Here is a 12,333-nt window from a genome sequence, read left to right as displayed (position 1 = left end):
ACGGCGGCTGCCATCACCATCTGGCTACGAACATGATCGGCCGGACAAGTCCTAGTCGTCCCCGCACCGGCGGGGGTAGTTCCACCCGCGCGCTGGCCGACCGCTGCAACGCCCGGTCGTCCCCGCACCGGCGGGGGTAGTTCACATTCCAGGCTGGCGGGGCGCCCCTCAACCACGTCGTCCCCGCACCGGCGGGGGTAGTTCCCCGATCCCGTCCAGCCGGGCCGCCGCGGCCTCGTCGTCCCCGCACCGGCGGGGGTAGTTCGAGGGCACGCTCGCCTTTTCGTGCTTCGGCGGCGTCGTCCCCGCACCGGCGGGGTTAGTTCCCGCCCAGCCGGTCAACGGCACGGCGGCAGTCGGTCGTCCCCGCACGCGCGGGGATAGTTCGCTGGTGGACACCTTCGGACGGCCGATCGCGGAGTCGTCCCCGCACTCGCGGGGGTAGTTCCTGGATCAGGCCGGACCATGTCGCTCTCACCTCGTAGTCCCCGTGCCTTGTACACCGCCGACGTGGCCATCCAGTCGTCCCCGCACCCGCGGGAGTACTTCTTCCGCCGCCTTATACTTGGTTTCGCCTTGGGTATTCCCCGCATTCGCGGGGGTAGTTCCCGGGCGAGTAGGTCAGCGAACAGCACGGGCGCGTCGTCCCCGCACCCACGGGGGTAGTTCCCGGTCCCGCACCACCTCGCCCACACCCTCGCCATTGAAGCGGGCACCAGCGGCCGCGGCCGCCAGGTGCACCAGCTCGACACCACCCGCGCCAACACCGGTAGCGCACGCGCCTGGACCGCCCTGCTCCAAGCGCTGTGGACGCCATCGGCAATCCATCCCGAGACCGCCGCACGGGTGCGGGACCTCATGGCCCACAACCTGCTCCGCCACCGGCTTGCCCCGGACTTCAGCTCAGACGCAGCGGCTGGTCTTCCAAGACCGGCACCCTCCTCAACCTCCGCCATGAGATTGGAGTCGTCGAGCACTCCGAGGGGCATGCCTTCGCCATCGCCGTGCTCACGGAATCGCTTGTTCCGGCCAGCACCCAGCCAGGCGCCGACATTCTCATGGCACAAGCCGCCCGCAGACTGCACGACCACCTCCGGCAACTCTGAACCCGAGCACCACCTCGAAGCCGACTCTCACAAACGTTGGCGCCTCAAGTGATCAACGCACCACCTACGGCGGCGACCGCACCACCGTCATCCCGCCCGAGGGCGGCACGGCCACCACTACCGTCATCGACGCCCGCGGCGTTCGCCGGGCCCTCGGCAGCGACGCGGTTCAGTGCAACGTCAACGAGGCTTCACCCTGTGCTTTGGGTGCCGTCGCTTCGCGGCTGTGGCGGTCTGCTGCCTGGGGGCGCGCGGCGCGGTGCCAGTTCCCTTACCTGCCTGACGGACTCCGCATCGAAGCGTGCCGGGCTCTTGCGCTCACTCCGTGGGCGGTCGCGATTTCCGTGTGGTGTGTCAGTCGGTTACCGGTGTCACGTTGCCGTTGGGGCCGCAGTGGACGGTCCAGGGAGTCTGGGAGCGGATGGTGTTCTCGTGGATGCGGATGTCGATCTGTGTGGGGGGTTTGTTGCCGGGGACGTTGGCATGGGCGGCGGTGCAGGCGATCTGGCTGACTGCTGTGACATCGAGGTCGCCGGTGCTGACCTTTTGGGGGACGAAGACGTCGACGGCTCCGTCGGCCGCGGTGGCGGTGAGTTGGCCGGCCATCGGTGGTACTTGGCTGATCAGGCCGCGTTGGCGTTCGGCCGGGGTGGGGCCTTCCAGGAGGAGGTCGAGGGCTTGCTGGGGGCTGAGTGGTCGGTCCGTGGGGCGTGAGACGGCGCGGGGGCCGGTGGGACCGGCGAAGTAGAGGCGTGCGAAGCGGGCTTCGGTTCCGGGTTGCTGGATGCCGGAGGCCGGACGGCCGGCGGGCACGGGGTTGGTGGGGCCGATCGCACAGCCGGTGGTTGTGGCCATGAGCAGGGTGGACAGGGGCAGGATCCCGAGGGCGACTGCCGCGGCGCGGAGGGTACGTCCGGGGCGGGACCGAGACGGGGGACGGGTCATGGCTGGTCCTGCGGGGTGGCAGGGAGGGGCAGGGTGAGGGTGAAGACGGCGCCACCGTCGGGAGTGTTGGCCGCGGTGAGGGTCCCGCCGTGCAGGTGGGCGTTTTCGTAGGCGATGGCCAGGCCGAGACCGCTGCCTTCGGAGCGGACGCGTGCCGTGTCGGCTTTGTAGAAGCGTTCGAAGACGTGCGGAAGTACGTCGTCGGGGATGCCGGTTCCGTGATCGGTGACGGTGACGACCGCATGGTCGTTCTCGGCGCGGGCGGAGACGGTGACCGGTGGGAGCCCGTGGCGCAGTGCGTTGCCGATGAGGTTGGCGAGGATGACGTCGATACGGCGGGGGTCGGCGCGTACCGGTACCGGGGTGGGGATGTCGGCGGTGACGCGTTCGTCGTCGGTCCAACCGCGCAGTTGGAGGGTTTTGGTCACGATGGTGCGCAGGTCTGTCTCCTCGGCGTGTAGCGGGGCGGCCTTGGCATCGAAGCGGGAGACCTCCATCAGGTCCTCGACCATGCGGGCGAGGGTGCGGGTCTCCTCGCAGATGAGTTGGACGGCGTCGGCGGTGTCGGGGGGCAGGACACCGGAGGTGGCGTCCTCGTCGAGGACCTCGGTGACGGCGGTCATGGCCGCGAGAGGGGTGCGCAGTTCATGGGCGACGTCGGCGGCGAAACGGCGTGCTCCTGCTTCCATGCGGCGCAGTTCGGCGTCGTCCTTTTGCAGGGTTTCGGCCATGGTGTTGAAGGAGCGGGTCAGATCGGTCAGTTCGTCGTGTCCGTCAGCGTCGAGGCGGGTGCCGAGTTCGCCGGCGGTGATGCGTTCGGCGCCGCTGCGCAGGCGCCGTACTGGGCGTAGGACGCTGCGGGCGGCGAGAAGGGCGGGGACGAGGGCGAGGGCGAGGGCGGGGATGGCTCCGGCCTGGGCCGCGGAGACCAGGGCGGCGATGTCGGCCTGGTCGTCGTCGAGGGGGGAGGCCACGTACACGGTCAGCCCGGAGGGCTTGCCCGCGCTCGCGGGCTTCTCGGGCTCCGCGGCGTAGGCGACGGGCATGCCGACGGTCAGCCAGGGGCGGCCGTCGCGTTCGATGCGCTGATAGGTCGCCTGGCCGCTTGCCTGGACAGCTTCGCGGAGCTCTTCGGGCACGGGCAGAGCGTCGGGGGAGGCCGAGACCGGTGTGCCGCCTTGGTAGGAGGCCGAGGAACGCCAGGCGCGGGAGCCTCCGGCCCGATCGAGTTGGAGGGACAGGCTCCGCAGGTCCTCGGTGCGGGGTGGGAAGGTCAGGCCGGGGGCGAGGGAATCGAGTTGGCTGCGCAGGTCGGCGACGACGGTGTGCTGGGTGCGTTCGAGGACGGAGGCGCGGGCCTGGCGAAAGGTGAGGCCCGCGGTGAGCAGTGCGCCGAAGGCGACGGCGAGCAGCACGGCGACCACGAGCCGTGCCCGCAGTCCCCTGGGGAAGCGGAGCCTGAGGTTCTTCACAGGGGTCCGAAGCGGTAGCCGAAGCCGCGCACGGTCTGGACGTACACGGGCTTGCGCGGATCGTCCTCGATCTTGGCGCGCAACCGCATCACGCAGGCGTCGACGAGACGGACGTCGCCGTAGAAGGAGTGTTCCCAGACCTGTTCCAGGAGCTGGTGGCGGGAGTAGACCTGACCGGGCGTGGCGGTGAGGAACAACAGCAGCTTGAGTTCGGAGGGAGCCAGGACCAGCTCCGTGCCGTGCTTGGCCACGACCAGGCTGGTGCGGTCCACGGCCAGGTCGCCATGGTGTTCCGCCCCCGTTGCCGTGGGCGTGGCCGCGGGGCTGTCCTGGGCGGGGGCGACCCGGCGCAGGACGGCTTTCATCCGGGCCTCGATGATCTCCCCGCTGGCGGGTTTGATGATGTAGTCGTCGGCACCGGCTTCCAGGCCCACGACCATGTCGATGTCGTCACCGCGGGCGGAGAGGATGATGATCGGGATCTGTTTGCTCTCCCGGATCCGGCGGCACACCTCCAGGCCGCTCATCCCCGGCAGCATCAGGTCGAGCAGTACCAGGTCGGGCCGGTAGCGTTCCAGGGTGAGGAGTCCGGTCTCGCCACTCGCTGCGACCTCCACGTCATGGCCTCGGCGCTTCAGCGCGAGGGTGACGCCCTTTTGCACGGCGGGGTCGTCTTCGACGAGCAGGACTCGTGCCATCGGGTTGCGCTCTTCTCCGGCTGGGCGGCATGGGGCGGTGTTCTCTGACCAGTGTGCTGGAGGCGTATGACTGCCAGCTCCGCATTCCTTGACGAAACGATGACGGCCAGCCGTTCGCGGTACGGCGGCAGGTTCCGTCGGGCGCATGAACAACGAGACGAACAGCGCCGGGAACGGCAATGGTGGGCGCGTTGGCACCGTGCGGCAGGCGGTGGTCACCGCCGCGGCTCTGGCGCTGACCGCAACGGTCGCCTTCGCGGTTGTGGCGGGCGAGAGCGCTGGTCAGAGCGCCACGACATGGCCATGGACAAGAAGCCGGTGTCCTACCAGGAGAAGGAGATCCTCGACGCCAAGCACATGATCGACGAGGCGTCCGGCGGCGAACGGATCTGGTACTGCCGGGCCCCCGGCGGCGCCTTCACGCGGCAGAGCCGCCAGATCGCGGCAGCCTGCGGGATGCGCAACCTCGGCTGGAACGTCGACCTCGGCGACTTCCGACAGCCCGGCGCAGACACCATCGTCCGCACCGTGAAGGAGCAGCTGTCCACGGGGCCGACGGTCCTCCTCCACGACGGCGGCGGAAACCGCACCCAGACGATGGAAGCGCTGGAACGGCTTCTTCCGTGGCTCGCCGAAGAGGGCTACGCCCTCAGCTTCCCGAAGGCCGGATGACGGTAGTGCCCGCTCTCCATGCCCGGCCTTCTTCCGGTACGTGATGGAACGATGACGGCCCGCCCGAGCAGCCTCCTGGCGGGTTCTTCTGGAGACATGAACAGCAAGAACACGTCCTCCCCTCTTCTTCAGCGACCCACGCGCCGTACCGCGGGCCTCGTACTCGCCGCCACGACGGCCGCGCTTGCGCTCACCGCCTGCCAAGCATCCGGCGACGGCTCCTCCCCCACCGCCGACCGCAACACCGCCTCATCTGCTGACCGGCAGACGCCCGACGGCCAGAAGAACACCACGAAGCCGCACCGGATGTTGTGGATGGGCGACTCCATCGGCGAAGTTCAGGCACCGCCCCTCGGTGCGGCGATGAAGGCCGCCCACGTGGCGTTCAAGTCGATCGCCGCCGCGGGGGGCGGCGGTGTCGTCGGGGAGATCGCGCAGCCCACCTGGGAGCAGCTCCCGAAGGAGCTGACGTCCTTCAAGCCGGACGTCGTCGCCTACCAGATCACCACCTACGACTGGGGGACCCCAGGCGAACAACGCGCCGCCTACGAACGTCTGGCCAAGACGGTGAACGACGCGGGCGCCGAACTTCTCATCGTGTCGGCGCCTCCCTTCAAGGTGGATGACTTCTACAGGTCACACGAGGCCGCGATCAAGACCGCGCCGAAGTCCGCCAAGGAAGTCGCGGACAAGCACCCGAACACGGTCCGCTTCCTTGACACCTCGGCCCTGTGGGGCACCGACAGCACGGCAGCCAAGGCGCAGCGCGGCAAGGACGGCATCCACTCGTGCCAGCAGGGCTCGGCCGCGTTCGCCGCGTGGTTCGGCGAACAGTTGCACAAGCAGTACGGCTTCACCCCGGCCGCCGTGGACCAGTGGGCCACCGGGTCGTGGACAAGCGAGAAGGTCTACGCCCCGCTCGGCTGCAAGTAGTCCGCCTCGGGCCGGCCACCGCCCTGCCGGTCAGCCCAGCCGCAAGGCGGCTGGGCTCGGCGGCCGGCCCGCTTCGGCCCGCTTCGGCCCGCTTCGGGCTGAGCCCGAAACCGAGCCGGCTCGCTCATCTCGTTGGAGACCCATGCCCACCTCAACCAAACCCGTGCGCACCCACCGTCGCCCTCACACGATGATCGTCCCTGTACCGTCCGGCAACCGTCACATCGCGCCTTTGGACGGCCTGCGCGGCCTGGCCGTCCTGGGTGTGCTGTTCTTCCACGCTGGCCACTTCAGCGGTGGCTTCCTTGGCGTTGACCTGTTCTTCGTCCTGTCCGGCTTCCTGATCACCGGCCTTCTCCTGACGGAGACGCAGGTGCGGGCCGGCCGCGTCGACCTCCTGGCCTTCTGGGGGCGGCGCGCACGCCGTCTGCTGCCGGCACTCGCCGCGACGATCGCGGGCACCCTGCTCCTGTTCTGGGCGCTCGGGCCGCCGCCTCTGCTCCGGTACGCCCTCGACGACGCTCCCTGGGTGGCGGCCAACCTCGCCAATTGGCACTTCATCGCCGACCAGGTCGGATACTGGAACGCGGCCGACACCAGGGTCTTCGGCCACCTGTGGAGCATCGCGGTCGAGGAGCAGTTCTACCTGGTCTGGCCCCTGGCCATCGCCCTGCTGGCCCGCGGCCGCAACGGCGGCCGACGCGTCGCCCTCGTAGCTGCGGCCGGAGCCGTCGTCTCACTCGTCCTGATGACCGTGTTCACCAACCCCGTCGACACCACGCGCGTCTACGAGGGCACCGACACCCGCACCTTCTCGCTCCTCCTCGGTTCCCTCATGGCCACGCCACCGGCCACCCGGCTCCTGGCACGCGCCGGTGAACGGGCCACAGCCTGGGGAAGCCTGGCCCTGGCATGCGGGGTCGGGGCGTACTGGGCACTGTCCGACGGGCAGAACGACCTCTCGCTATTCCACGGCGGTCTCTTCCTCCACGCCCTGGCCGCCGCCCTGCTCATCGCCTGCCTCGCCCAAGCACCCCGCACCCTGGCCGGTCGCGTCCTCGCCACGCCTGCCCTGCGCTGGTGCGGCCTGGTCTCCTACAGCCTCTACCTGTGGCACTGGCCCATCTACCTGCTCCTGAGCGAAGAACGCCTCGGCCTGACGGGCTGGAGCCGTACGGTCGTCATCCTCGCGGTGTCCCTCGCTGCCGCGTGGCTCTCCAAGGTCCTGGTGGAGGACCCGATCCGGTTCCGGGCCCCCTGGGCGAAGGGCCGCACGGGAGCCGCCGCACTGCTGGTGGCCTTTGCCGCCCTCGCGACGTTGTGGGCCCTCATCCCCGAACCGCAGACCGGGGCCGGCACCGTCGACGTCACCCGGCTCGTCTCGGCCGGCACCGTACCCCACACCGGGGCCACGAGGAGGCCACTCGCCAGCCCGTAGCGTCACGTCTTCCCCGGCGAGAGTCGTGTGAGTCCCGTGCCGAGGGTCGTATCCGCCGTGGAAGGCCGGTCGGCTGCCCGAAGAGGCCCCCGCCGTGTGACGGTTCTTGATCCCTGCGCTATGCCGATGGTGTGCGGTATGCGCAGGGAGGGGGCGTGACCGCGGAGCGGCAGGTGCAGCGTGAGCAGGTTCGGTCGGGGGCTGGCGTGCGGTTTGCCCGGGGTTGAGCGGACGTCGGTGAGCGCGAGGGATCTGCGGGTGAGCAAGCGCTCGGTGGAGCGCTGGCGTCGGGCCTGGCGGGAAGGCGGCGTCGAGGCATTGCGCTCGGTCGGTCGCTCGGGGCTTGGATCGTCTTTGCGGACGAGGGCGGCTTCGCGATGACACCGCCTACCGCCCCTACCTGGAGCCGCCGCGGGCACACCCCCGTTGTGCGCGTCCGCGGCCGCTCCAGACGTCGTATCTCCGTTGCCGCCGCAGCCTGTTACAAGCCCGGCGAGCCCTCCCGGCTCATCTGCCGGCCCCGGTTCCACATGCCGCTCAAAGGCGCTCGCCAGAGCTTCGCCTGGACCGACTACCGAGACCTGCTCGTGCGCGCTCATATCCAACTCGGTGGCCCGCTCGTGGTGGTCCGGGACACTCTGCACACCCACCGGGCCGCCGACCTGCGCAAGTATGCCGAGGGCCACGACTGGCTCACCATCGTCCAACGCCCCAGCTACGCACGGACCTCAACCCGGCCGCGGGCATCTGGTCGCTCCTGCGAAGGCGCTACTGGGCCAACGTCGCATTCGAGAATCCCGACCACCTCACGCGGACCCTCCGGCACGGCCTCGCCTGCACCCAACGCGGACCCCACCTGCTCGACGGCTGTCTCGCGGAAACCGGACTCACGCTCACAACACCGTCCCCGACACCACCCCGAAAGCAGCGGAGCGGCGAACTGATCCCACAGGGGTTCCGGAAGAGATGATGGGACCGCAGGCACGAGCCCTCCGGGGCATCACTGAGCGTCAAGAACTCCGTGATCATTCCGAAGCGCTCTGCGACGGCTGAGCCGGTTCGTGCGCGGCCTGTTCTGGTGCGGTGGGCGAGGTGGAGGCGCACCTGGTCGGGGCCTCTCCCCCTCAGGGTGTTCCACCCGTGCTGGACGGTGGCCGGCGGGTGGGAGATGCGCCGGTCCTGCTCGACGGTCTTCTCCTCATGGGTCTGGTGGACAGACGGTACCGAACGGAATGCTCCGCAACCGCTGTTGAGCGGGTCCACCGCGGGCGGCTGCTTCGAGCCGTCCCGTCGTGCCCTTCGTGCGGAATGCCGACCGCGGGCGGCAGGTCGACTCGCTGTCGGGTTCGCTGCCTCGGGCCGTAGTTGTTGGACTGCGGGCCGGTGGACGGAAGGTCATCTGCGTTTCGTTCACGCCTGTTTCGCTCTCTTCTTCTGCCTTAAGAGATGACATGCGTGGTCCATCGGTATATGGTGTCGGCCACTGTCACCCTGGGTGGTGCTTTGGCCAACGATTGATGCGCTGGTTGAACCGCAGTGGCCGCGGTGCAGTTCCTACCCCCCTCACAGCTCTGCCTGCGTGCACCGGACCCGGTCGTGCCGGACCGGGGTCGTGCACGCAGCTGAAAGGCATGCCCATGTCCCGAATACGGGTCACCCGACCCGCCGCTCTGGCCACGCTGGCAGGCTTAGGCGCCTGTCTGGCAGTCGTCGTGCCGTCCGCGTTCGCGGGTGCCACCACCCCGGCCGACCACCCCTGCACGATCCGTGCCACGGCGAAGGGCTCCGAGGCGCCGCTCAGTTGTCTCGGCGTCACCACTTCCCTCGACCACCTGCCTGCTGTCGGCGAGCAGGCCACCCTCACCGTGAACATCGCGGCGCAGTCCGACATCAGGCACGCCGGACTGTCCGTCCAGCTGCCGCCCGCACTCCGGATGACCGGCGAGAGATCCGGCCTCGCCGCACCCACCACGGACACCTTCGGCCAGCGCACCAGCCGGACGTTCGCCCTCACCCCGGGCAACCGCACCATCAAACTCCAGGTCAAGGCCGTCGCCGCCGGACCCGCCCAGATCCAGGCGGACGTCACCGACATCGACCGCCCCGACCCGCGCCGTGCCGGGCACGACTCGTTGGAACTCACCGTCGGGACGTCGAAGGGCTCCTCCCGCAAGGGCGTCTCGGTCACCACGGCCGACGCGGCCCCGGCCCACCGCCCCGGGGCCGGCGCCCGCAAGGCGCGCCCGGTGCCCCCCAAGGCCGCTGCCCCCGCCCCTGCCGCTGCCCGCGCCTCGGCTGCCTCGGCCCCTGCCGCCCCGCGCGCCGCCGCCACGTCCAACGCCCAGGTCTGCGTCAGCGGCACCTTCCGCAACCGCTTCCAGTCCGCCGAGGGCGGCAGTTGGAACGGCAAGGCCAACCGGGACGAGCCGGTCAGCAACGCCAACCTCACCCTGTGGGGCAGGCCGACCGCCGGCAGCGCTACGCAGAAGCTCGCCACGGGAATGACCGGCAACGGCGACGGCAAGTTCAACCTCTGCTACACCCCGACGACCTCCGTCACCTCCCAGGCATGGGTGGAGTTCCAGACCCAGGCCGGGCGCATGTGGTCCGTGGTCGACGGCAACGGCCGCTTCTACTCCACCGCCACGTATGCGCTGAACAACATCTCGCGCAGCACCAGCCTGGGCAACGTGTACGCCAACGACGGGCAGAGCCGTGCCTGGCACGCCCTCGACACGCTCAACAAGCTGTGGTGGAACCGTGGTTCCACGACCAACTGCTGGGCAAGCAGCCAGCAGGACGGCCGCTGCACGCCGATCACCGTCCAGTGGTACCCCGGCTCCACCGACGGCACCTACTGGACCACCAACGACGACAAGATCCACCTGGCCGACAACGACCCCGACGCCGAGCACACCACCGTCCACGAAGCGGGCCACGCCCTCATGGGCAAGCTCTACAGAGGCTGGTGGCCGCAGGTGAGCAACTGCTCGCCCCATTACGTCAACCGCACCTCCTCCACCAGCTGCGGCTGGACCGAGGGCTTCGCCAACGCCGTGGCGTTCCACACCTTCAACGACACCACGTACTACTGGGGCAACGGCAGCTCCATGAACCTCGCCAATGACCGTTCCACGAGCGGCATCGATCCGGGCGACGCCTGCGAGGCCCGCGTGGCCACCGCACTGGTCGACCTGTGGTCCCAGGTCGACGGCGGCTGGACCAAGAGCAACTCGATGATGTCGCGGACCGGGCAGTCGAGCTTCCGCGAGTACTTCGTCAACGACCGGCCCGTCTACGGCCTGGACAGCGGCTCGAAGGCCCGGAACATCCTCTTCAATCACACCATCCAGTACTGATCCTGATCGCTGTCAGCGGGACTGGCGGCAAAGGATCCCATGGACCGGGTCGACAGGCGGCCCGGTCCATGCGGGAGTTCAACGGCACCCTCATCAAGACCGGCACCGATTCCTGCCGGCTCGCCGGCTCCGGACGCGAACGGAGCCTCCCGCCAACGTTGCCCCCACCGGCGGACAAAAGCTGCTGCTCGTTGGGAAATTCGATCGCATGACGACTCGCTGCCCGCCCCGCCTCGCGTCCTTGACGGCTTCGGCGACCTCGGCCGAGTTGCTCGGACGGTGGACGCGCACGGGCCGCGCCTCTTCGTTTCCCGCCCAGTTGCGCCAGGTCATGCTGGCGTCCGGTGACTGCGGATGAGGTCGCGGTACCAGGCAAAGGATGCCTTCGGGGTACGGACCTGGGTGTCGTGGTCGACGTGGACGAGGCCGAAGCGCTGGTGGAAGCCCTCGGCCCATTCGAAGTTGTCGATGAGGGTCCAGGTGAAGTAGCCGCGCACATCGACGCCCTGGGCCACGGCGGCGTCGACGGCGTGCAGGTGGGTGTCCAAGTAGTCGATGCGCGCGAGGTCCTGGACGGTGCCGTCCGCGCCGACGACGTCCTCGACCGAGCAGCCATTCTCGGTGATGTGGACCGGCGGAAGTGCCGGGTAGCGCTCCTTGAGGCCGACGAGCAGTTCCCGTAGGCCGTCGGGGACGACGGGCCAGCCGAAGGCGGTACGGCGGTAGCCCTCGATGGGAACCTCCTCGAAGGGCAGCCCTTCGGACGTCGGCGCCTGGATCCGGGTCGGGTTGTAGTAGTTGACGCCGAGCGCGTCCAGAGGAGCCGAGATCAGTTCGAGGTCACCGTCCCGGACGGAGCCGCCCAGGGTGGCGTCCGCACCGAAGGCCGACAGGTCGGGGTACGTGCCCGTGAGGATCGGATCGTTGAACAGACGGTTGTGCAAGGCGTCATAGTCCTGCGCGGCGGCGACATCGGCAGGGTCGTCCGACGCCGGCCACACCGGGGTGCAGTTGTTGGCGATCATCACCTGGAGGCCGCGTGCCCGCAACGCACGCAACGCCAGGCCATGGCCGAGCAGTTGGTGGTGGGCGACCGGGAGGCAGTCGAAGAACAGGGCGCGGCCCGGTGCGTGGGTGCCGAGGCCGTAGCCCCAGACCATGTGGACGAACGGCTCGTTGAGCGTGATCCACTTCTGGACGCGGTCGCCCAGCCTGTCGGCGACGATGCTTGTGTACTCGGCGAAGCGGTACGCGGTGTCGCGGTTCAGCCAGCCGCCGCCGTCCTCGAGGGCCTGCGGGAGGTCCCAGTGGTAGAGGGTCGGGACGGGTTCGATGCCGCGCGCGAGCAGCCCGTCGACGAGCCGGTCGTAGAAGTCCAGGCCCTGCGCGTTGACTTGGCCCCTGCCGCTCGGCTGGATGCGGGGCCAGGCGAGGGAGAAGCGGTAGCCGGTGAGGCCCGCCTCGGCCATCAGCGCGAGGTCCTCCTCGTACCGGTGGTAATGGTCGCAGGCCACGTCACCGGTGTGCCCGTCACGGACCGTGCCGGGGCGGGCGGTGAAGGTGTCCCAGACGGAGGGTCCACGTCCGTCCTCCTTGGTGGCGCCCTCGATCTGGTACGACGCCGTCGAGGCGCCCCAGATGAAGTCGGCGGGGAGATGGTTCAGCGTCACGTCTAACCTCCTGGAACATGAGCAGGGCTCACGTTAACGC

7 protein-coding genes, 3 pseudogenes and 1 CRISPR repeat array are annotated in these 12,333 nt (G+C 69.4%); of the genes and pseudogenes, 6 read left to right on the top strand and 4 right to left on the bottom strand.

The features are described 5' to 3' along the window. Nucleotides 1–54: 54 nt before the first annotated feature. A CRISPR array of direct repeats spans nt 55–448; the repeat unit is 28 nt; unit sequence GTCGTCCCCGCACCGGCGGGGGTAGTTC. A 233-nt stretch (nt 449–681) separates the two neighbouring features. Continuing rightward, nucleotides 682–1,106: pseudogene (locus MUU72_RS28820) on the top strand (serine hydrolase); the annotation flags it as partial. 354 nt (nt 1,107–1,460) lie between these two features. Here the strand turns inward: MUU72_RS28820 and MUU72_RS35450 are convergent. From MUU72_RS35450 to MUU72_RS28805, 3 genes are all read right to left on the bottom strand, one after another. Then, nucleotides 1,461–1,961 (bottom strand): GerMN domain-containing protein, encoded by a 501-nt coding sequence (locus MUU72_RS35450; RefSeq protein WP_282504827.1) that lies wholly within the window; start codon nt 1,959–1,961, stop codon nt 1,461–1,463. An 86-nt stretch (nt 1,962–2,047) separates the two neighbouring features. Next, nucleotides 2,048–3,523 carry an ATP-binding protein gene (locus MUU72_RS28810; RefSeq protein WP_248016347.1) on the bottom strand — a complete coding sequence of 492 codons (1,476 nt, stop codon included), beginning with the start codon at nt 3,521–3,523 and terminating at the stop codon, nt 2,048–2,050. Next, nucleotides 3,520–4,221: a response regulator gene (locus MUU72_RS28805; RefSeq protein ID WP_248016346.1), complete on the bottom strand. Its 702-nt coding sequence runs from the start codon at nt 4,219–4,221 to the stop codon at nt 3,520–3,522. Before MUU72_RS28805 ends, MUU72_RS28810 begins: the two co-directional genes overlap by 4 nt. Before the next feature lie 291 nt (nt 4,222–4,512). Between MUU72_RS28805 and MUU72_RS28800 the strand changes: the two are divergent. The 5 genes and pseudogenes from MUU72_RS28800 to MUU72_RS28775 all read left to right on the top strand — a co-directional run. After that, nucleotides 4,513–4,893 (top strand): annotated as a pseudogene (locus tag MUU72_RS28800) (polysaccharide deacetylase family protein); the annotation flags it as partial. A gap of 96 nt (nt 4,894–4,989) precedes the next feature. Next, nucleotides 4,990–5,826, top strand: coding sequence for an SGNH/GDSL hydrolase family protein (locus MUU72_RS28795; protein WP_248016345.1), 837 nt, complete (start codon nt 4,990–4,992; stop codon nt 5,824–5,826). A 190-nt stretch (nt 5,827–6,016) separates the two neighbouring features. After that, nucleotides 6,017–7,264, top strand: coding sequence for an acyltransferase family protein (locus MUU72_RS28790; RefSeq protein WP_248016344.1), 1,248 nt, complete (start codon nt 6,017–6,019; stop codon nt 7,262–7,264). A 131-nt stretch (nt 7,265–7,395) separates the two neighbouring features. Beyond that, nucleotides 7,396–8,234 (top strand): annotated as a pseudogene (locus MUU72_RS28780) (transposase). A 667-nt stretch (nt 8,235–8,901) separates the two neighbouring features. Beyond that, nucleotides 8,902–10,623, top strand: coding sequence for a mycolysin (locus MUU72_RS28775; protein WP_248016342.1), 1,722 nt, complete (start codon nt 8,902–8,904; stop codon nt 10,621–10,623). A 329-nt stretch (nt 10,624–10,952) separates the two neighbouring features. Here MUU72_RS28775 and MUU72_RS28770 read toward each other — a convergent pair whose 3' ends face one another. Continuing rightward, the gene (locus MUU72_RS28770; RefSeq protein WP_248016341.1) at nt 10,953–12,293 is read right to left on the bottom strand and encodes a GH1 family beta-glucosidase; all 1,341 of its coding nucleotides are present in this window, start codon (nt 12,291–12,293) and stop codon (nt 10,953–10,955) included. Between the last annotated feature and the right edge of the window lie 40 nt (nt 12,294–12,333).

It is taken from the genome of Streptomyces rhizoryzae, from assembly GCF_023155275.1.
Classification (GTDB): Bacteria; Actinomycetota; Actinomycetes; order Streptomycetales; family Streptomycetaceae; genus Streptomyces; species Streptomyces rhizoryzae.
Note: the sequence above shows the minus strand (reverse complement) of the source record. Positions and strands in the feature narration are given on the sequence as shown.